General features: G+C 68.1%; 15 protein-coding genes. 11 read left to right on the top strand and 4 right to left on the bottom strand.

Going from position 1 to position 19,043, the window contains the following annotated elements; translation table 11 throughout:
- Positions 1 to 196 precede the first annotated feature (196 nt).
- Both IB261_RS18550 and IB261_RS18545 read left to right on the top strand, forming a co-directional pair.
- Complete coding sequence (locus tag IB261_RS18550) at positions 197 to 2,125, top strand: LTA synthase family protein (protein WP_192381406.1); 1,929 nt, start codon at positions 197 to 199, stop codon at positions 2,123 to 2,125.
- Positions 2,126 to 2,213: 88 nt separating this feature from the next.
- Positions 2,214 to 3,140 (top strand): LysR family transcriptional regulator, encoded by a 927-nt coding sequence (locus IB261_RS18545; RefSeq protein WP_081518492.1) that lies wholly within the window; start codon positions 2,214 to 2,216, stop codon positions 3,138 to 3,140.
- On the opposite strand, the gene IB261_RS18540 is transcribed toward IB261_RS18545, so the two are convergent.
- Both IB261_RS18540 and IB261_RS18535 read right to left on the bottom strand, forming a co-directional pair.
- Positions 3,131 to 3,574: a GlcG/HbpS family heme-binding protein gene (locus tag IB261_RS18540; RefSeq protein ID WP_192381407.1), complete on the bottom strand. Its 444-nt coding sequence runs from the start codon at positions 3,572 to 3,574 to the stop codon at positions 3,131 to 3,133. The genes IB261_RS18545 and IB261_RS18540 overlap by 10 nt on opposite strands.
- 2 nt (positions 3,575 to 3,576) lie before the next feature.
- Entirely contained in the window at positions 3,577 to 4,920 is a 1,344-nt protein-coding gene (locus IB261_RS18535; RefSeq protein WP_192381408.1) for a metal-dependent hydrolase family protein, read from the bottom strand.
- A gap of 262 nt (positions 4,921 to 5,182) precedes the next feature.
- On the opposite strand from IB261_RS18535, the gene IB261_RS18530 reads away from it, so the two are divergent.
- A complete protein-coding gene (locus IB261_RS18530; RefSeq protein ID WP_081518489.1) occupies positions 5,183 to 5,563 on the top strand; it encodes a nuclear transport factor 2 family protein in 381 nt (126 codons plus the stop codon).
- A gap of 156 nt (positions 5,564 to 5,719) precedes the next feature.
- Here IB261_RS18530 and IB261_RS18525 read toward each other — a convergent pair whose 3' ends face one another.
- Complete coding sequence (locus IB261_RS18525) at positions 5,720 to 6,877, bottom strand: alpha/beta hydrolase family protein (protein WP_151187602.1); 1,158 nt, start codon at positions 6,875 to 6,877, stop codon at positions 5,720 to 5,722.
- Between the two features lie 181 nt (positions 6,878 to 7,058).
- Positions 7,059 to 7,997, bottom strand: coding sequence for a LysR family transcriptional regulator (locus IB261_RS18520; protein ID WP_081518487.1), 939 nt, complete (start codon positions 7,995 to 7,997; stop codon positions 7,059 to 7,061).
- A 281-nt stretch (positions 7,998 to 8,278) separates the two neighbouring features.
- On the opposite strand from IB261_RS18520, the gene IB261_RS18515 reads away from it, so the two are divergent.
- From IB261_RS18515 to IB261_RS18480, 8 genes are all read left to right on the top strand, one after another.
- Positions 8,279 to 9,220 (top strand): VOC family protein, encoded by a 942-nt coding sequence (locus tag IB261_RS18515; protein WP_081518486.1) that lies wholly within the window; start codon positions 8,279 to 8,281, stop codon positions 9,218 to 9,220.
- Positions 9,221 to 9,223: 3 nt separating this feature from the next.
- Complete coding sequence (locus IB261_RS18510; RefSeq protein WP_081518485.1) at positions 9,224 to 9,571, top strand: Rieske (2Fe-2S) protein; 348 nt, start codon at positions 9,224 to 9,226, stop codon at positions 9,569 to 9,571.
- A 140-nt stretch (positions 9,572 to 9,711) separates the two neighbouring features.
- Positions 9,712 to 10,836 (top strand): FAD-dependent oxidoreductase, encoded by a 1,125-nt coding sequence (locus tag IB261_RS18505; protein WP_081518484.1) that lies wholly within the window; start codon positions 9,712 to 9,714, stop codon positions 10,834 to 10,836.
- Positions 10,837 to 10,935: 99 nt separating this feature from the next.
- Complete coding sequence (locus tag IB261_RS18500) at positions 10,936 to 12,606, top strand: DUF1302 domain-containing protein (protein ID WP_192381409.1); 1,671 nt, start codon at positions 10,936 to 10,938, stop codon at positions 12,604 to 12,606.
- Positions 12,607 to 12,620: 14 nt separating this feature from the next.
- Positions 12,621 to 13,988 carry a DUF1329 domain-containing protein gene (locus IB261_RS18495; protein WP_151187600.1) on the top strand — a complete coding sequence of 456 codons (1,368 nt, stop codon included), beginning with the start codon at positions 12,621 to 12,623 and terminating at the stop codon, positions 13,986 to 13,988.
- Between the two features lie 171 nt (positions 13,989 to 14,159).
- Positions 14,160 to 15,221 carry a WD40/YVTN/BNR-like repeat-containing protein gene (locus IB261_RS18490; RefSeq protein WP_192381410.1) on the top strand — a complete coding sequence of 354 codons (1,062 nt, stop codon included), beginning with the start codon at positions 14,160 to 14,162 and terminating at the stop codon, positions 15,219 to 15,221.
- 3 nt (positions 15,222 to 15,224) lie between these two features.
- Positions 15,225 to 17,711, top strand: a complete 2,487-nt coding sequence (locus tag IB261_RS18485; protein WP_192381411.1) for an efflux RND transporter permease subunit — start codon at positions 15,225 to 15,227, stop codon at positions 17,709 to 17,711.
- A 119-nt stretch (positions 17,712 to 17,830) separates the two neighbouring features.
- A complete protein-coding gene (locus IB261_RS18480; protein WP_192381412.1) occupies positions 17,831 to 19,015 on the top strand; it encodes an MFS transporter in 1,185 nt (394 codons plus the stop codon).
- Positions 19,016 to 19,043 lie beyond the last annotated feature (28 nt).

The raw sequence follows: 19,043 nt of genomic DNA, 5'->3' as shown, positions 1-19,043 counted from the left end.
GCCGGGGAATTTCGAACCCTGTAGCGCCGTCGCTGAACGTGACCGGTTTCAGGTCGCCGGTAATTCACGAAACCGGCAGCTCCATTTGACGAATTCTTTTCCTTTCGACTTGTAGAGTCCCGCCCCGACTGCCGCTTTCGGCCACTTCCTGCGCTGCCTTTCGTCCAGTGCGACGGACCTTTACAAGGGACACCCCATGCAACTTTTCCGCTCGGCCCCGACGCGCTTCCTGGCGCTGGTCGCCTTGCTCTGGCTGATCGTCTTCTTCCTGACCCGCCTGGTCCTCCTGGCGAGCCACTTGCCCGAGGTGGGCGCCGGCCATGTCGGGGTCTTCGTCATCGGCCTGCTCTATGACCTGAGCTTCCTGGTCTATGCCCTGTTGCCGATGGGCGTGGTCCTGTTGCTGATGCCTGCGCGGGTCTGGCGCAGCGCTACCTGGCGCTGGTTGCTGACGGCCACGCTGTTCGTCAGCGTCTACGTGATGCTTTTCACCGCGGTGGCCGAATGGCTGTTCTGGGACGAGTTCGGCGTGCGCTTCAACTTCATCGCGGTCGACTACCTGGTGTACTCGGACGAGGTGCTCAACAACATCCTCGAGTCCTACCCGATCGGCCTGCTGCTGAGCATCCTCGCGGCCATTTCGCTGGTCGTGACGCTTGCGCTGTTCAAGGTCGTCGGCCGCCTGCGTGACGTCGAGGTGGCGTCCCTGCCACGCCGTCTGCTGGGTTGCGTTGGCCTGGTGCTGCTGGCGCTGGTGGCCGGCCTGCTGGTGGACCAGGATTCCCCGCGCGGCCAGGGTGGCAATACCTACGCCCGCGAACTCGCGAGCAACGGGCCGTATCAGTTCTTCGCCGCCTTCCGTAACAACGAGCTGGACTACCCGCAGTTCTACGCCACCCTGCCGGCGCAGCAGGTGACCCAGGAGATACGCGCCGAACTGGCCGAGCCCAACGCCCGCTTCATCGGCAATGATCCGATGGATATCCGCCGCACTATCGCCAGCGCAGGCACGCCCAAACGCTACAACATCGTCCTGGTGACCATCGAGAGCCTGAGCGCCAAGTACCTGGGCAGCAACGGCGACGCTCGCAACCTCACCCCCAACCTCGACGAGCTGCGCCGCAACAGCCTCTACTTCAACAACTTCTACGCCACTGGGACCCGCACCGACCGCGGCCTGGAGGCCATTACCCTGTCGATCCCGCCAACGCCGGGCCGTTCCATCGTCAAGCGCGTCGGCCGCGAGAGCGGCTTCGCCAGCCTCGGCCAGCAACTGAAGAGCGTCGGCTACGACGCCGTGTTCCTCTACGGCGGCCGTGGCTATTTCGACAACATGAACGCCTTCTTCGGCGGCAACGGCTACCGCATTGTCGACCAGTCCAGCGTCCAGGAGTCGGACATCCACTTCAAGAACGCCTGGGGCATGAGTGACGAAGACCTCTACGCCCAGGCCATCAAGCTGGCGGACGAGGACCACGCGCGCCAGCAGCCGTTCCTGCTGCAGCTGATGACCACCTCCAACCACCGCCCGTACACCTACCCGGACGGCCGCATCGACATTCCTTCCGGCGAGGGCCGCGAGGGTGCGGTGAAGTACACCGATTACGCCATCGGCCAGTTCCTCAAGGCGGCGAAGGGCAAGCCCTGGTTCGACAACACCCTGTTCGTGTTCGTCGCCGACCACACCGCAGGCAGCGCCGGCAAGGAAGACCTGCCGGTGGCGAACTACCAGATCCCGCTGTTCATCTATGCGCCCAAGCTGCTGGCGACCGGTGAGCGCGGCGAGCTGGCGAGCCAGCTGGACCTGGCGCCGAGCCTGCTGTCGATCCTCAACCTGAGCTACACCTCGACCTTCTACGGGCGCGACCTGATGGTGCCGAACGCCCTGCCGCCGCGTGTGGTGATCGGCAACTACCAGCACCTGGGCCTGTTCGACGGCCAGGACCTGGCGATCCTCAGCCCGCGCGGCGAACTGCGCCGGCACAACCAGGCGCTGGGCGCGAGCACGGAAGTGCCGGCGAAGACCGACGACCCGCTGGTGGATCGGGCGATCAGCTACTACCAGTCGGCGAGCTACGGCTTCACCCACCACCTGCTGGACTGGAAGCCGGCGGCGGCGCAGTAAGCCCCGAGCTGGCAGGTATCGCGCCATGCGATACCTGCCAGCGCGAAATACGCCACTTGCCGGCGCGGCGCTTGGGTATAAGTCGCCCATGCGCTACCGACGTCTGGACCTCAACCTGCTGGTCGCCCTGGATGTGCTGCTCGAAGAGGGCAGCGTCAGCCGGGCGGCGCAGCGTCTCAATCTCGGCCAGTCGGCGACCAGCGCCGCGCTGGGCCGCCTGCGCGAGCATTTCCAGGACCCGCTGCTGGTGCCCCTGGGCCGGGGCCTGGAGCTGACCGCACTGGCGCGCCAGCTGGCGCCGAAGGTGCGCGAGGTGCTGAGCCTGGCCGGGGAGGTGGTGGAGACTTCCGCCGCTTTCGACCCTGCCCGCTGTGATCGGCGGTTCACCCTGGTGGCTTCGGACTATGTGGCGGCCACCCTGCTGCCGGCGGTCAGCCGTGAACTGGCGCGTCAGGCTCCCAATGCCTCGCTGGTGCTGCGTGACCTGCCGCTGCCGCGCGACGGTGATGTGGTGGCCGAGGCGCTGGAGTACCGGCGCAGCGACCTGGTGATAGTCCCGCAGCGGCGGATCAACCCGCGTTACCCCCACGAGGCGCTGCTCAGCGATGAGCTGTGCTGCATCGTCTGCTCTCATTCGGCGCACGATGAGCTGCTGAGCCTTGGCGGTTATTGCGCGGCCGAGCACGTGGTGCGCGAGTTCACCGATGGTCAGAACCTGTCGCTGGATACCCAGCACCTGCGCGAGATCGGTATCGAGCGGCGGGTTGCGGTGGCGGTGCAGAGCTTTGCCCTGATGGCCGAATTCGTCGTCGGCACGCCGCGAATCGCCACGCTGTTCCGCCGCCAGGCCGAGTCGCTGGCGCGGCGTTATCCGCTGCGCGTGTTGCCGGCGCCCATCGAGTTCCCGGCGGCGGCGCAGGTGCTGCAATGGCACCCGCAGCAGGCTTTCGACCCTGCACTGGCCTGGCTCCGCCAGGTGCTGGCGGAGCAGGCCGCGCTGCTCGATCAGGATTGAGTAGCGCCCGTCTCGCCGTGCAGCCCGAGTTCCGCAATGGCCAGCAGGGCGCAGCGCTCGTCGTTGTCCGAGGTATCGCCGCTGACGCCGATGGCGCCCAGCAGCCGGCCTTCGTCATCGCGCAGCAGAATGCCGCCGGCCACCGGGATCACCTCGCCGCCAGTGAGGCTGTTGATCGCATCGAAGAACGCCGGCATGGCCTGGGCGCGGCGCGCCAGTTCGCGGCCGCCGAAGCCCATGCCCAGGCAGCCGCGCGCCTTGCCGGTGGCGATCTGCGGGCGGAGGAAGCTGGCCTGCTCGTCGCGCAGCACGGCCAGCGGGTGACCGGCCGCATCCAGCACGGCGGCGGCCAGCGGACGCACGCCCTCGGCGCGGGCGTGACGGAGGGTGACAGCGGCCAGGCGCGTGGCCAGTTCGAAGTCGAGAATGGTCATGTTTACTGGCTCCATTTGCCCAACTGGGCGACCCGGTCGCGTGTGTAGAGATCGGTCCACTTCAGCGAGTTGAAGTCCGAAACCTGCTTGGGGTTGTAGGGGGTGCGTTGCAGGCGCACCGGCTCGCCGGCCTTGTACACGGCCTGCAGCCGGTTGCGGTCCTGAAGGATGCGGATGTCTTCCAGTGGCGAGCCGTCGAGGATCAGCAGGTCGGCCTGTTTGCCCGGCTCCAGGGTGCCGATGGTTTCGCCGCGGGGCATCAGGCGCGAGCCGACATTGGTGGCGGCATAGAGCGCTTCGGCGGGGGTGAAGTCCAGCCGGCGCACCAGCAGTTCCAGTTCGCGGGCGTGCCATTCGCCATAGGGCGTCACGGCGAAGCCGCTGTCGCTGCCACAGGCGAAGGGAATGCCGGCGGCCTTGGCGCGCTTGAGTACCGGGGTGCCCAGTTCCAGCGTCCGTGCGCAGTAGCCGGCGTAGCCGGTGGCGATGGCCGGGTCGTGGGGCTGGCAGAAGTCCACGGTGTTCTGCGGGAAGGTCATGGTCGGCGCGAGCACGCTGCCGGCTTCGAGCAGCGCCTCGATGCAGGCGTCGTCCATGTAGAAGGCATGGAAGACCAGGTCGACGCCGGCCCTGGCCGCGTACATCACCGCTTCGCGACCGTAGGCGTGGGTCGCCACGCGGCAGCCCAGGCGATGGGCTTCCTCGACCATCTCGCGGGTTTCGTCGGCGGTGAAGGCGGCGATGATCTCGCCATTGGGCCGGCGGTGCGTGCCGTCCATGGCAATCTTGATCAGGTCGACGCCGTCCTTGGCCTGCTTGCGGATTTCCGCGATGGCCTCGGTGCGGCTGGTGACCAGCGCGGCGGTGAAGTATTCCGGTGCGCCGACGCGGCTGGGGAACCAGTCGTTGAGGCTCTGCCGGTTGGTGATCACGCGGCTGCTGGCGGCGATGCGCGGGCCCTCGAAGAGCCCGGCGTTGACCGTGTTGCGCACGGCGATGCTGAGCTGGCCGCTGTCGCCGGGACAGACCATGGAAGTGACGCCGGCGGCGAGTACGTGCTGGGCGAAGAACAGCCCGCGCAGAGCGCGGAATTCGTCGCTGGTCCAGATATCGATGTCTTCCTCGCTCTGGGCGTTGCCGAAGGCCAGGTGGGTGTGCACGTCGACCAGCCCCGGCATGACGAAGTCGCCGTGGACCTCGCGGTCCCCCGGAGCCGGGCGCGGCGCCTCGGCCGTCGGCCCGACGTGGCGGATCACGCCGTTCTCGATGATCAGTGTCTGTCGCTGGCGCGTTTCCAGGCCGGTGCCATCGAACAGGGTGGAGCAGTGCAGGTGCAGGGCGCCCATGGTCGGACTCTCCTCGTCTTGTTGTTTGCCGGCAGGCTAGGGTGGGCGTGCCGGCCGGCACCATCAGATGCTGTCGATGGGCACCCATCGATGCGGTCGATACCTGGCGCAGGCTGCGTGGTTCTTGGGCTTCAGAGGAGGAAGCGGTGCTGTCGGGCGGGTATCGGGAGTGGCGATGCCTGGCATGGCGATCGGCGATTTTTCCTCGGGCGCCGGCGGGGGCGAGGATGCGCCCGCCCATCAACCACCAAGGGAAAATCCCATGAAGGCTATTCGTGATCTGTTGCTGAACCTGGAAGCCGAACGCCAGCGCGCCCTGGTCGAGGAGGACCACACGCGGCTGGACGAACTGTTCGCCGATGAGTTGCTGTACGTGCACACCACCGGGTTGGTGCAGGACAAGGGGCAGTACCTGGACTACGCCCGCCATGCTGTGCGCTACCTGGCGGTGGAGCGTGGCGAGCTGGCGGTTCGTCTGTTCGGCGATGGCCTGGCGCTGATGAGCGGCCCGCAGTGCAACCTGTTGCAGAAGCGTGGCGGCGGCGAGCCGGTGCGTGCCGAGGGTTTTGCCACGCAGCTCTGGGTGAAGGGCGAGGAGGGCTGGCGTATCGCGTCGTTCCATGGCACCCGCGCGCCGGCCTGACCCGGCATTCCCTGTAGGAGCGGGCCATGCCCGCGATCGCGCCCATGGGGCGCTCCTGCAGGGCAGCGAGCAGCAAGAAAACGGCGCCGATGGGCGCCGTGGAGGGCGGGGCCGACACCCCGCGGGAGCAGCGCCGGGTGACCGGCGCAAGGGAGGTCAGGCGGTGTGGCCGCCGAGGGTTTCGGCGATCCAGTCGGCGATGTAGTGACCGGCGTTGATGCTGTTGTCGAAGCTCGAATGCTGCACGCCGCCTTCGCGCTCGGTGAAGATCTTCAGCTCGCGTTTCGGGCTGTTCACCAGCTGTTCGTAGGTACGGTGCGCCCACTTCAGCGGAATCTGCGAGTCCTTCTCGCCGTGGGTGACCAGGAAGGGCACGCGGATGCGCTCGAGCACGCCATCCAGGTGCACGTTCTCGGCGATAGTCATGAACTCGTCCATATCCTTCGCGCCCCAGACCCACTGCACGTGCGCCCAGTAGTGCGGCACCGGGAAGTTGCCTTCCTTCTCCAGGCGGCGCTTCTGCACGTCGCGCCAGTCGTGGTTGGCGCCCCAGACCACGCCGCAGGCGAAGCGCGGCTCGAAGGCCACCGCGCGCGGGCAGTAGTAGCCGCCCAGGGAGACGCCTTCCAGGCCGATGCGCTTGGGGTCGACTTCGGGGTGGGTCTCCAGCCAGTCCACCACGCGGCTGGCCCAGTGTTCGCTGTCGTAGCGCGCGGTCAGGCCATGCAGGCGCAGCGCTTCGCCGGTGCCGGGCTGGTCGATGATCAGCGAGGACACGCCGCGCCTGGCCAGCCACGCCGGCAGGCCGACGCGGTATTTCATTTCCTTGGTCGAATCCAGGCCGTTGACCTGCACCAGCAGCGGCGCCGGGCCGTCGACGCCCTCGGCGCGCACCAGCAGGCCGGAGAGGTGCTTGCCCTCATAGGGGATTTCCACCCGCTCGCAGTTTTCCTTCGACAGGTCGATGCCGCGCGCGAAGGTCTCCAGGAAGCGCTGGTACAGCGCCTCGCGGCCGGCAGCGCCGTGGGCTTGCAGGCGTTCGCAGGTGAGGTAGTAGGTGGCGGCGCGGTTGTATTTCTCCCCGGCGGAGAGGCGGCGGCCGGCGGCCTCGTCTTCTTCGGCGAGGGCGCAGAGCTTGTCGGCCATCTTCGCCCAGGTTTCGCGGAAGGCCTGGGTACCGGCGGCGTCGGGTTGCTTGGCGGCCTCCTGCAGCGGAGCACACATCTCCTCGATTTCGCCCAGGCGGGCGCCCATCTCGATGGCCAGGTCCACCGAGAGATTCCAGACGTAATTGGTGGGGAAGTAACGGAACATTCTTCTTGTCCTTCTGCGGTCGTTGAGTCCGGCGCCCGGAAACAGCGGCAGGCACGCAGGGCGCGGTTCGAAGGCAAGGTACGCAGGCGGGGTGGCGCGGGGCCAATCGCGAGTGGGGATGCGAGGTATCGTGAAACGCGATGCCCCGGCGCCGTTGCGGCGGTCGGGGCGATAACTGGCGTCAGGCGCTGGCGCGCAGAGCGTCCGGTTGCTGGTCGACGCTCTGGATGAAGTCGCGGATGCGTTCGCGCAACCAGCGGTGCATGGGATCGCCCTCCATGCTGCGGTGCCAGAGCATGAATTCGCGCATCACCGGGATCTTCACCGGTGGCGGCAGGATGCGCAGCGGCAGGTAGCGCGCGTACAGCTCGGCCAGGCGACGGTGCATGGTCGCCACGCGCTGGGTGCCCACCAGCAATTGCGGCAGGGTGTTGAAGTCGTTGGTGATCACTTCCAGGCGGCGATTGAAGCCGTACTGGCTCATGAACCAGTCCTCGATGCTCAGGTGCCGGTTGCGCCCGAAGCCCACCGAGATGTGGCCCATCTGCATGTACTGCTCCAGCGTCAGGGCGTCGCCGACCTCGGGGTTGTCGCGCCAGACCACGCAGACGTGATCCTCCTCGAACAGCAGCTGCGCCGGATGGCCGTCGATGACGTAGCGCTCGGGCGCGATCATCAGGTCGAGCTCGCCGCGCATCAGCATCTCGGCGGTGTTGTCGCCGGGGCTGAGCATCTCGAAGGTGATGTGCGGCGCCTCCTGGTGGATCTTCTGGATGACCTGGGCGAACAGCACGCTGATCAGGTAGTCCGAGGTCACCAGGCGGAAGTGGCGCTTGCTGCTGGCGGGGTCGAACACCGGCTTGGAGGTGATCGAGGAGCGGATGGTCAGCAGCACTTCGCGCACCGGCACGGCCAGCTCCAGGGCATAGGGAGTGGGCTGCATCTTGCGCCCGACCTGCACCAGCAGTTCGTCCTCGAAGAAGGTGCGCAGGCGCCCCAGCACGCCGCTGGTGGCCGACTGGGTCATGTGCAGGCGTTCGGCGGCACGGGTGATGTTCTGCTCTTCGAGCAGTACATCCAGCGCCACCAGGAGGTTCAGGTCCAGGTGGTGAAAACGCATGGCGATGGCTCACGGTTCTTGTAGTTATTTTCGCGATACCTTCGGGCCGCATTGCCGATACGTCAATAGCACTCTGCCGTCCCTGCGCGGCTAACGCCCTGCGTCATGGGCCGCGCTGCAGGTATCGCGATTGCCGATGCCTCGCATCCCCACATGCGATTGGTCAGGTTGCCGGGCGAGCCATCAACCTGCGCTCCAGTCGAGCGGCCGACGAGCCGCGGCGACCCACCACCGGCGACCCCCTGCCCGGCGCCGAACATAATTTCAATGGAGTGGTAGCCATGAACATTCTTGGACTCGACGCGCTGGTATTCGGCGTCGACGATATCCAGGCCTGTGCCGATTGCCTGCGTGACTACGGCCTCACGGCCGCCCAACTGGATGCCGACGGCGGCCGTTTCGAGGCGCTGGACGGCACCGCGATCATCATTCGCCGGGGTGACGATCCGAGCCTGCCGCCGGCGCTCGGGCCAACCCCGTCGCTGCGCGAAACCCTCTACGGCGTGGCGTCCACCGCGGACCTGGAAGCCATCGCCGACGAACTGGGGCGTGACCGCGAGGTGCGCCGCGACGAGAACGGCGCGCTGCACAGCGTCGACGACCTGGGCTTCGCCATCGCCTTCCAAGTTTCCTGGCGCCGCACCTTCGAAGCGCCGGCCGACCTGACCAACGCCCCCGGCAGCGCGCCGCAGCGCCCGCTCAACCAGCTGGGCATCACCCCGGACATGCCGGCGCAGCCGCGCACCCTGTCCCACGTTGTCTACTTCGTGCCCGACGCGGCCAAGGGCGAAGCCTTCTACCGCGACCGCCTGGGCTTCGTCACCACCGACAGCTTCGTCGGCGTCGGCCCCTTCATGCGCACCGCCGGCATGGACGACCACCACTGCCTGTTCATGATCCAGACCCCGCCGCACATGCAGGGCTGTGAGCACTTCACCTTCCACATGGGCAGCGGCACCGAAGTGCTGCTGGCCGGCACGCGCTTCCAGCAGAAGGGTTGGACCAGCTTCTGGGGCCCCGGCCGCCACCTGCTGGGCTCCAACTGGTTCTGGTACTTCAACAGCCCGCTGGGTTGCCACATCGAGTACGACGCCGACATGGACAAGCACGACGACGCCTGGGCCGCACGCCAGGCGCCGATGTCGGCGGACAACTCGCAGTTGTTCCTCTTCACCTCGCGGGAGAAATGGGCGCCCGGCGGCCCGCCGCCCAAGCAGGGCTGAACCGTGGATTGCGTGGCGCTGTGCCGGCTCGACGAGCTGGGCGAGGGGCAGTCGCGCGGCTTCGACCCGCAGGGCAGGGGAGCGGACAGCCTGTTCGCTCTCCGTCACCAGGGTCGGGTGCGTGTGTACCGCAACCTCTGCCCGCACCTGTCGGTGCCGCTGGAGTACCGCAAGGACCGCTTCCTCAGCGCCGATGGCCAGTGGGTCATCTGCTACGCCCACGGCGCGCGCTTCCGCCCGGAGGACGGCGCCTGCGTGCACGGCCCCTGTCGCGGGGACGTGCTGCCGGCGCTGCAACACCGCGAGGCCGACGGCTGGCTGCTATTGCCGCTGGCGCAACTGGACGCCTGAGGTATCGCGCCGCGCGATAGGTCGCATCCGCGGACGCGATTGGTCAAAGCCCGGCCCCGCCGGGAAGCTGTGCCCCGGGCACGCAGAACGGCCGCCGCGCAGAACGTGGCGGACAACAAGAACAAGACGTGAGAGATGCCATGAATACTGTGAGCAATGTGCTGATCGTGGGCGGCGGGATTGGCGGGCTGTGCGCCGCCATCGCCCTGCGCCGCAAGGGAGTCGCGGTCGATCTGGTCGAGCTGAAGACCGAGTGGACGGTCTACGGCGTCGGCATCATCCAGCAGAGCAACGTGGTGCGCGAGATGCACCGCCTCGGCCTGCTCGACGCCTACCTGGATGCGGCCTACGCCTTCGAGGACGTGGCCATCTACACCACCGGCGGGCAGCAGTTGGCGCGCATTCCCGGCCAGCGCCTGGCCGGCCCGCAGTACCCGGCCAACGTCGGCATCTCCCGTCGTGCGCTGCACAAGGTGCTGAGCGAGACCGCCATCGAACTGGGCACCCAGGTGCGCCTGGGCACGTCGGTGGAAAGCCTAGAACAGGACGCCAGCGGCGTCGACGTGCTGTTCAGCGACGGCAGCCAGGGCCGCTACGCGCTGGTGGTGGGCGCCGATGGCCTGTTCTCCAGGGTGCGCGGCCTGCTCTTCGGCGATAAGTACCAGCCGCGCTTCACCGGCCAGTCGGTGTGGCGCCACAACTTCCCCCGCGCCGCCGGCATCGATCACCTGGCGAACTACCAGGGCCCGTCGGGCAACGCCGGCCTGGTGCCGCTGGCCGACGACCTGATGTACCTCTTCACCACCTCCCACGAGCCGGGCAACCCCTGGATGGACCCGGCCAGCCTGGCCGACGGCCTGCGCCAGCGCCTGGCCGGCTTCGGCGGGCTGATCGGCGAGCTGCGCGAGCAGATCGGCGACAGCAGCGAGGTCGTCTACAAGCCGCTGGAAGCCGTGTTCGTCGATGAGCCCTGGTACCGCGGCCGCGTGCTGCTGATCGGCGACGCCGCCCACGCCACCACGCCGCACCTGGGCCAGGGCGCCGGCATGGCCATCGAGGATGCCGTGGTGCTGGCCGAGGAACTTACCGCCGGCGGCGAGCTGGAAGACCAGCTGCAGCGCTTCATGGGCCGCCGCTTCGAGCGCTGCAGGTTCATCAGCGAGATGTCCCTGCTGGCCGGCGAGAAGGAAATCCAGCGCGACCCGTCCTTCGACCGCATCGGCCTGGTCAAGCAGATGCTGGAGGTCACCGCACGCCCCATCTGATCTCTCCGCCCGGCGCGCCCTGCCTTGATGGCGCGCCACGGCCCGGGTCACCCACAACCGCCAACACCGACGCACAAGAACAAGAAAGAGGAAACCCCGATGTTGACTCGCACGCGTGCAACCGCGCGGCCGCTGCCGCCGCTCAAGCCCATCACCCTGGCGCTCCTTGCGCTGGCCGCCAGCCACGCCCAGGCCTTCGAATTCGACACCGGCAACCCCGACCTGCGGGCGCGCTGGGACAACACCCTGAAGTACAGCGCCGCCTGGCGCACCCAGGATGCCAGCAGCAAGCTCACCGAAGGCCAGACCGCGCTGAACCTGGACGATGGCGACCGCAACTTCGACAAGGGCCTGATCTCCAACCGCCTGGATCTGCTCTCCGAGCTGGACATCACCTACGGCGATGTCGGTGCGCGGATCAGCGGCGCGGCCTGGTACGACGACGTCTACAACCGCGGCACCGACAACAACGATCCGAGCCGCGCCAACAGCTACTCGGTGGACTACGACGAGTTCACCGACGACACCCGCACCCTCCACGGGCGCAAGGGCGAACTGCTGGATGCCTTCGTCTTCGGCAAGACCGAGATCGGCGAGATGCCGGTGTCCGGGCGCCTGGGCCGCTACGCCATGCAGTGGGGCGAGAGCCTGTTCTACGGCATGAACGGCATCGCCGGCGGCATGGCGCCGATCGACGTGGTCAAGGGCCTGTCGGTGCCCAATACCCAGTTCAAGGAACTGATCCGCCCGGTGCAGCAGGTCTCCGGCCAGCTGCAGCTGACCCCGGATGTGTCGCTGGGCGCCTACTACCAGTTCGAGTGGGAAGCCAACCGCCTGCCCGCCGCCGGCAGCTACTTCTCCAACGACGACTTCTTCGGCGACGGCGGCGAGCGCATGTTCATCGGCGCGCCGGTGATGCCCGGGGGCCAGCCGCTGGCCTTCTACCGTGGCAACGACAAGGAGGCCAAGGACTCGGGGCAGGGCGGCGTGCAGTTGCGCTGGCGCACCGAGACGGTGGACTGGGGCGTCTACGCCATCCGCTTCCACGACAAGAGCCCGCAGCTCAACGTGCGCCCGGACTTCGCCAGCCTCAACCCGGTGACCGGCAAGGCCGGCGAGTTCTACTGGGTCTACCCCGAAGGCATCGAGGCACTGGGTGCGAGCTTCTCCACCACCCTGGGCAACTTCAACGTGGCCGGCGAGCTGTCCACCCGCTGGAACCAGCCGCTGGCCTCCACCAGCCAGCATGCGCTGGCGGTGGGCGAGGCGATCGACAACGACGACGACCCGGTCTACGCCACCGGCCGTACCTTGCACGCCAACTTCTCCTGGCTGGCGAGCCTGGAGCCGAACTTCGTCGCTGCCGAGTCGAGCTTCCTCGGCGAGATCGCCTGGAACCGGGTGATGAGCGTGAGCAAGAACGCCGATGCGGTCGACCCCAACGCTGACCGCGACGCCACCAGCCTGCGCCTGGTGTTCGAACCGATGTACCGGCAGATCTACCCCGGCCTCGACCTCTCGGTGCCCATCGGCGCGAGCTACACCAACGGCGCCTCCGAGGCGCTGGGCACCGGCTTCGGCACCGACCACGGCGGCGACCTGAACATCGGCCTGAAGGGCAACTACCTCAACACCTGGAGCCTGGGCCTGACCTACACGCACTACTACGGCCCGGAGAACACCTTCCTCGACGCCGACAACCACTACACCTTCGAACAGTCGCTGAAAGACCGCGACTTCATCGCCTTCACCGTCAGCCGCACGTTCTGACCGAGGACTGCCCGATGAAACACAACAAGAAAGTCGTTTCCCTGCTCACCGCTTTGAGTGCCTCCCTGCTGTTTGCCCATGGCGCCTTTGGCGCGGTGTCCGCCGAGGAGGCGGGCAAGCTGAAGACCACCCTGACCCCGCTGGGCGGCGAACGCGCCGGCAATGCCGACGGCAGCATCCCGGCCTGGACCGGCGGCTACACCCAGGTCGACCCGGCCTACAAGGACGGCGGCAAGCGCGGCGATCCCTTCGCCAGCGAAAAGCCGCAGCTGACCATCACCGCGCAGAACATGGCGCAGTACGCCGACAAGCTGACCCCCGGCATCCAGGCGATGCTGAAGAAGTACCCGGACAGCTACCGCCTGGAGGTCTATCCGACCCACCGCAGCGCGGCCGCGCCGCAGTCGGTGTACGACGCCACCTTCGCCAACGCCACCAGCGGCAAGCTGGTGGAGGGCCCCGCCGGGCCGATGCCCGAAGGCGCCGCCGGAGGGATTCCGTTCCCGATCCCGGGCAACGGCGTGGAGGCCATCTGGAACCACCTGCTGCGCTGGCGCGGGGCTTCCTGGCACTCGAACTTCAACCAGTACCTGACCACCGCCGACGGCAAGCACGTGCTGACCAACGACTCGCGCGGTGATTTCCAGATGCCCTGGTACCTGCCCGGCGGCAGCGGCGAGAAGGGCGTGTTCTGGTCCATCCGCATGATCAACGACGGCCCGCCGCTGCGCGCCGGCGAGGCCATCACCGGCCTTGAGAACCTCAACGCCGACAAGGCTGCCGTGTGGACCTACCTGCCCGGCCAGCGCCGCGTGCGCCGCCTGCCCAACGCCTGCTGCGATACACCGACGCCGGCCACCGCCGGGGTCATGAGCTTCGACGAGCTGTACGTGTTCAACGGCCGCGTCGACCGCTTCGACTGGAAGCTGGTGGGCAAGAAGGAGATGTACATCCCCTACAACGCCAACAAGGTGTTCACCGCCGCCAGCGCCGAATCGATGCTCGACGCGCACCACCTGAAGTCCGACGCCATCCGCTGGGAACTGCACCGCGTCTGGGTGGTGGAAGCGACGCTCAAGGACGGCCAGCGCCATGTGATGCCGAAGAGCACCTACTACCTGGACGAGGACACCTGGGCCGCCGTGCTCGGCGAGCGCTACGACGCCCGCAACCAGCTGGCCAAGGTGGTCTGGACCTCGCCGGTGGTGATGCCCGACCTGCCCGGCGTGGTGACCCTCACCAACGGCTTCTACGACCTGCTCTCCGGGGCCTGGTTCGCCGGCGACCTGTTCGCCGGCAAGAGCGAGCAGTACCGCATCGTGCCGCCCTACAAGGACTCGGTGTTCACCGCCGACGCCATGGCGGGTGAGGGCGTGCGCTGATCGTCCGCGGGCAGGCCCGACGTCTCGGGCTTCGCCCAGCTGCGGGAACCCTGTAGGAGCGGGCCATGCCCGCGATTCGCGAGCATGGGCTAGGCGCCCCCGCCCGTCCTACAGGGAGCTCCGTAGCGAAACCGTTGTACCGATTACAAGAAAAAAGAAAGGTTGCGTGCGATGAAGAAGAGTCTCTCCGCCTGGCTGCTGGCAGCCTGTTGCGCGGTGCCTGCGGCGTTCGCCGGTGGCAGCGTGGATGTCCTGGCGCAGCCCGCCGTGCATGGCCCGCAGGCCCTGCGCGCGGTGCTGCAGGATGTGGCCCGCGCTGGCGAGCGTCTGGTGGCAGTGGGGGAGCGTGGCGTGGTGCTGCTCTCCGACGATAACGGCACTACCTGGCGCCAGGCCACGGCGGTGCCGGTGAGCGCTGGCCTGAGTGCCGTACAGTTCATCGATGCGCAGAGTGGCTGGGCCATCGGCCACGCCGGCGTGGTGCTGCACAGCGAGGACGGCGGCGAGCACTGGACCCTGCAACTCGACGGCAAGCGTGGCGCTGCCCTGGAGCAGCAGGCCGCCGAGGCTTCCGGAGACGCTGCGCGCGTCGCCGCTGCGCAAAGGTTGGTGGCCGACGGCGCCGACAAACCGCTGCTGGCGCTGAGCTTCGCCGATACCCGCCACGGCCTGGTGGTCGGCGCATACGGCGTGGCCCTGAGCACTGCCGATGGCGGTCGCAGCTGGCAGTCCGAGATGGGCCGGCTGCCGAACCAGCGCGGTCTTCACCTGTACGCCCTGGCACGCGCCGGCAGTGACCTGTACGTCGCCGGCGAGCAAGGCCTGTTGCTGCGTTCGCGCGATGACGGCGCCCACTTCGATGCCCTGCAAAGCCCCTACGACGGCAGCTACTTCGCCGCCGCCGTGCTACCCGGAGGGCGCCTGCTGGTGGGCGGCCTGCGCGGCACCCTGCTGGCTTCCGATGATGCTGGCGAAAGCTTCCAGCCGCTGGCCAATCCGATCCCCGCATCGCTCAACGGCATCCGCGTGACGGGCGGGCAACTGCTGCTCGCCAACCAGGCTGGGATGCTGCTGCGCAGCGGCCTGGACGCTTTCGCCGCGCAGCCGCTGCCGGTCACCGACGGCCTGCCGCTGACTGCCGCGATCACCGCCGCCGATGGCGCCATCGTCGCTGTCGGCATGGCCGGTGCGCGCCGCCTGGCACCTTCTTCCCAACCCCTTCGCGCGGACTGAGCCATGCACGCCACGACTTCCCCTGCGCCGTCCAGCGGCCGCCTCGACGACTTCGACAGTGCTTCCGGCTCGCTGCTGGAACGCGCGCTGTTCAACCACCGCGCACTGGTCCTGCTGCTGTGCCTGGCGGCGACCCTGCTGCTGGGCTGGCAGGCCACCCGCCTGACGCTCAACGCCAGCTTCGAGAAGATGATTCCGCGCGAGCACCCCTTCATCCACAACTACCTGGAGCACCGCCAGGAGCTGGCCGGGCTGGGTAACGCCGTGCGCATCGCCGTGGCCAATCCGCGCGGTAGCATTTACGACAAGGACTACCTGCACAGCCTGCAGCAGCTCAACGATGCGGTGTACCTGCTGCCCGGCGTCGACCGTGCGGCGATGAAGTCGCTGTGGACACCCTCGACCCGCTGGACCGGTGTGACCGAGGACGGCCTGGAAGGCGGCCCGGTGATTCCAGACGGCTACGATGGCAGCGTCGCGAAACTTGAAGAACTCAAGCGCAACGTCGAGCGCTCCAACGAGATCGGCCAGCTGGTGGCCTTCGACCAGCGCTCGAGCATCGTCTACGTGCCGCTGCTGGAGAAGACCCCGGACGGTCAGGCGCTGGACTACACGGCCTTCGCCCATGAGCTGGAAAGCCTGCGCGCGCGCTTCCAGGGGCAGGGCGTGGACATCCACATCACCGGCTTCGCCAAGGTGGTGGGCGACCTGATCGACGGGCTGAAGCAGATCCTGCTGTTCTTCGCCGCCGCCATCGCCATCACCGCCGCGGTGCTCTATTGGTACACCCGCTGCGTGCGCAGCACCGCGCTGGTGGTGATCTGCTCTCTGGTCGCGGTGGTCTGGCAACTCGGCCTGCTGCCGCTGCTGGGCTACGAGCTGGACCCATACTCGGTGCTGGTGCCGTTCCTGGTGTTCGCCATCGGCATGAGCCACGGCGCGCAGAAGATGAACGGCATCATGCAGGACATCGGCCGTGGCATGCATCGCCTGGTGGCGGCGCGCTTCACCTTCCGCCGGCTGTTCCTCGCCGGGCTCACCGCGCTGCTGTGCGACGCCGTGGGTTTCGCCGTGCTGATGATCATCCGTATCCAGGTGATCCAGGACCTGGCGGTGATCGCCAGCCTGGGCGTGGCGGTGCTGATCTTCACCAACCTGATCCTGCTGCCGGTGCTGCTCTCTTACGTGGGCGTCAGTGCCCGCGCGGCGCGGCGCAGCCTGCGCGCCGAGGAGGCCGAGGCGAGCGGGGCGGACAAGCACGCCATGTGGCGCTTCCTCGACCTGTTCACCCGTCGCCGCTGGGCCGCCGCGTGCATCGCCGTGGCCGCGCTGATGGCCGCTGGCGGCTATGCCGTGAGCCTGCACCTGAAGGTCGGCGACCTCGACGCCGGCGCTCCCGAGCTGCGCCCGGATTCGCGCTACAACCGTGACAACGCCTTCGTCACCCGGCACTACGGCGCCAGTAGCGACGTCTTCGCGGTGATGGTGCAGACCCCGGCCGGCGCCTGCTCGGCCTACGACACCCTCAAGCGTGTCGATGACCTCGACTGGCAACTGCGCGGCCTGCCGGGCGTGGATTCGACCAACTCGCTGGCGTTGCTCAACCGCCGGGTGCTGGTCGGCCTCTCCGAGGGCAGCCCGAAGTGGTACGAACTGGTGAACAACCAGGCGACCCTGAACATGGTCACCGCCAACGCCCCGCGCGGGCTGTACAACGACGACTGCAGCCTGCTGACGCTCTACGCCTACCTCACCGACCACAAGGCCGACACCCTGGTGCGGGTGGTCGATAGCGTGCAGGCCTTTGCCCACGACAACGACAGTGAGCAGGCGAAGTTCCTCCTCGCTGCCGGCAGCGCCGGCATCGAAGCAGCCACCAACCAGGTGGTGAAACAGGCCAACCGCGACATGCTCTGGTGGGTCTACGGCGCGGTGATCCTGCTCTGCCTGGTGACCTTCCGCTCCTGGCGCGCGGTGCTCTGCGCAGTGCTGCCGCTGGTGCTCACCTCGATCCTCTGCGAGGCACTGATGGTGGCGCTGGGCATCGGCGTGAAGGTCGCGACCCTGCCGGTGATCGCCCTGGGCGTGGGCATCGGCGTGGACTACGCGCTCTACGTCATGAGCATCGTGCTGGCGCAGCTGCGCCAGGGCGCCAGCCTGTCCGAGGCGTATTACCGCGCGCTGCTGTTCACCGGCAAGGTGGTGATGCTCACCGGCGTGACCCTGGCCATCGGCGTCGGCACCTGGATCTTCTCGCCCATCAAGTTCCAGGCCGACATGGGCGTGCTGCTGGCCTTCATGTTCGTCTGGAACATGGTCGGCGCGCTGATCCTGCTGCCGGCGCTGGCGTATTTCCTCCTGCCGCAGCGCCAGGCACGGGTGGAGGCGCAAGCCACCGTGGCGGCGCACCACCTGCAGGAAGTCCACCACGACCGCGACTGCTGCCAGCAGCACGCCGCCACGCCCCTGGCTTGCAGCCAGGCGCGCTGAGTCCACACAACGAAAACAAGAGGACGACCCCATGCCCTGCCTGAAGACCCTGTGGCGCGAGCTGCGCGCCGGCCTGATCCAGTACGGCGCCACCCATTGCCTGCTGGTGGAGGTGCCCCATGAGCGCTGATCGCCGTGCTGGCAGCGCCCAGGCCCTGTTGCTGCTGTTCGGCAGCTGCCTGCCGGTGCTTGGCGCGGTGCTCATCGCGCCGGTGCTGCCACGCATGCAGGCGCACTTCGCCGAGACTCCCGGCGCCGCCGTGCTGGTGCCGGTGGCGCTGACCCTGCCGGCGCTGGTAATCGCCTTCCTCGCGCCGCTGGCCGGGGTGCTGGCCGACCGCGTGGGACGGCGCTCGCTGCTGCTCGCCAGCATGCTGCTGTACAGCCTCTGCGGCGTGCTGCCGCTGTGGCTGGATTCGCTTGGCCTGATCGTCGCCAGCCGCGCCGGCATCGGCCTGGCGGAAGCGGGGATCATGACCTGCTGCACCACGCTGATGGGCGACTACTTCGACGGCCAGCGCCGCGAGCGCCTGTTCGCCCTGCAGATGGTTGCCACCTCGCTGTCCGCCGCGCTGTTCATGGGCCTGGGCGGCGCGCTGGGGGAGAGCAGCTGGCGCACCCCGTTCGTGCTCTATGCCGTGGGCGTGCTGTGCCTGCCGCTGATGGCCGCCTTGCTCTGGGAGCCGCAGGCACGCCGCGTCGAGCATGCGCCGGCCAGCGCCTCGCGCTTCCCCTGGGCGGCGCTGGCGCCGCTGTACCTGCTCACCGGGCTGGCCGGCATCAGCCTGTTCATCGTGCCGGTGCAGGCGGGCTACCTGCTGCAACTGCTGCACGTCGACGGCCCGCAGCAGATCGGCCTGACCATGGGCGCCAACCAGCTCGGCGTGCTGGCCGGTGCGCTGACCTTCCGCCTGCTCGCCGGGTTACCGGCGCGTCGCCTGCTGGCGCTGGGCTTCGCCACGGCGGGCCTGGGAGGCGGGCTGATGGCGCTGTCATCCAGCCATGCGCCCGTGGTCCTCGCCGTGCTGTTGAACGGGCTGGGCGTGGGCCTGCTGCTGCCGACGCTGATCACCCAGGTGATGCAGCAGGTCGGCTTCGACCAGCGCGGCCGCGCCACCGGTGGCTTCACCGCATCGATCTTCGCCGGCGAATTCGTCAGCCCGTTGCTGGTGCTGGCGCTCACCGGCGGCATCGCCACCCAGCTGCCGCATGCGCTGCTGCTGGTGGCGCTGGCCCAGCTCGCACTGGCTCCGCTGTGCCTGGTGCTGCTGGGGCGACAGATCAAGGCTCAGGCGCTGGCCTGATCACGACAACAAGAACGAGGACATGACC

The organism is Pseudomonas sp. PDM20 (genome assembly GCF_014852575.3).
In the GTDB taxonomy this organism is placed as follows: Bacteria; Pseudomonadota; Gammaproteobacteria; order Pseudomonadales; family Pseudomonadaceae; genus Pseudomonas.
This window is presented reverse-complemented; position numbering and strand designations above follow the sequence as displayed.

Coding starts and splice junctions, on each gene's coding strand:
- IB261_RS18550 (WP_192381406.1), top strand. CDS start 197: ATGCAACTTTTCCGCTCGGCCCCGACGCGCTTCCTGGCGCTGGTCGCC.
- IB261_RS18485 (WP_192381411.1), top strand. CDS start 15,225: ATGCACGCCACGACTTCCCCTGCGCCGTCCAGCGGCCGCCTCGACGAC.
- IB261_RS18500 (WP_192381409.1), top strand. CDS start 10,936: ATGTTGACTCGCACGCGTGCAACCGCGCGGCCGCTGCCGCCGCTCAAG.
- IB261_RS18490 (WP_192381410.1), top strand. CDS start 14,160: ATGAAGAAGAGTCTCTCCGCCTGGCTGCTGGCAGCCTGTTGCGCGGTG.
- IB261_RS18535 (WP_192381408.1), bottom strand. CDS start 4,920: ATGGGCGCCCTGCACCTGCACTGCTCCACCCTGTTCGATGGCACCGGC.
- IB261_RS18495 (WP_151187600.1), top strand. CDS start 12,621: ATGAAACACAACAAGAAAGTCGTTTCCCTGCTCACCGCTTTGAGTGCC.
- IB261_RS18515 (WP_081518486.1), top strand. CDS start 8,279: ATGAACATTCTTGGACTCGACGCGCTGGTATTCGGCGTCGACGATATC.
- IB261_RS18545 (WP_081518492.1), top strand. CDS start 2,214: ATGCGCTACCGACGTCTGGACCTCAACCTGCTGGTCGCCCTGGATGTG.
- IB261_RS18525 (WP_151187602.1), bottom strand. CDS start 6,877: ATGTTCCGTTACTTCCCCACCAATTACGTCTGGAATCTCTCGGTGGAC.
- IB261_RS18530 (WP_081518489.1), top strand. CDS start 5,183: ATGAAGGCTATTCGTGATCTGTTGCTGAACCTGGAAGCCGAACGCCAG.
- IB261_RS18505 (WP_081518484.1), top strand. CDS start 9,712: ATGAATACTGTGAGCAATGTGCTGATCGTGGGCGGCGGGATTGGCGGG.
- IB261_RS18520 (WP_081518487.1), bottom strand. CDS start 7,997: ATGCGTTTTCACCACCTGGACCTGAACCTCCTGGTGGCGCTGGATGTA.
- IB261_RS18480 (WP_192381412.1), top strand. CDS start 17,831: ATGAGCGCTGATCGCCGTGCTGGCAGCGCCCAGGCCCTGTTGCTGCTG.
- IB261_RS18540 (WP_192381407.1), bottom strand. CDS start 3,574: ATGACCATTCTCGACTTCGAACTGGCCACGCGCCTGGCCGCTGTCACC.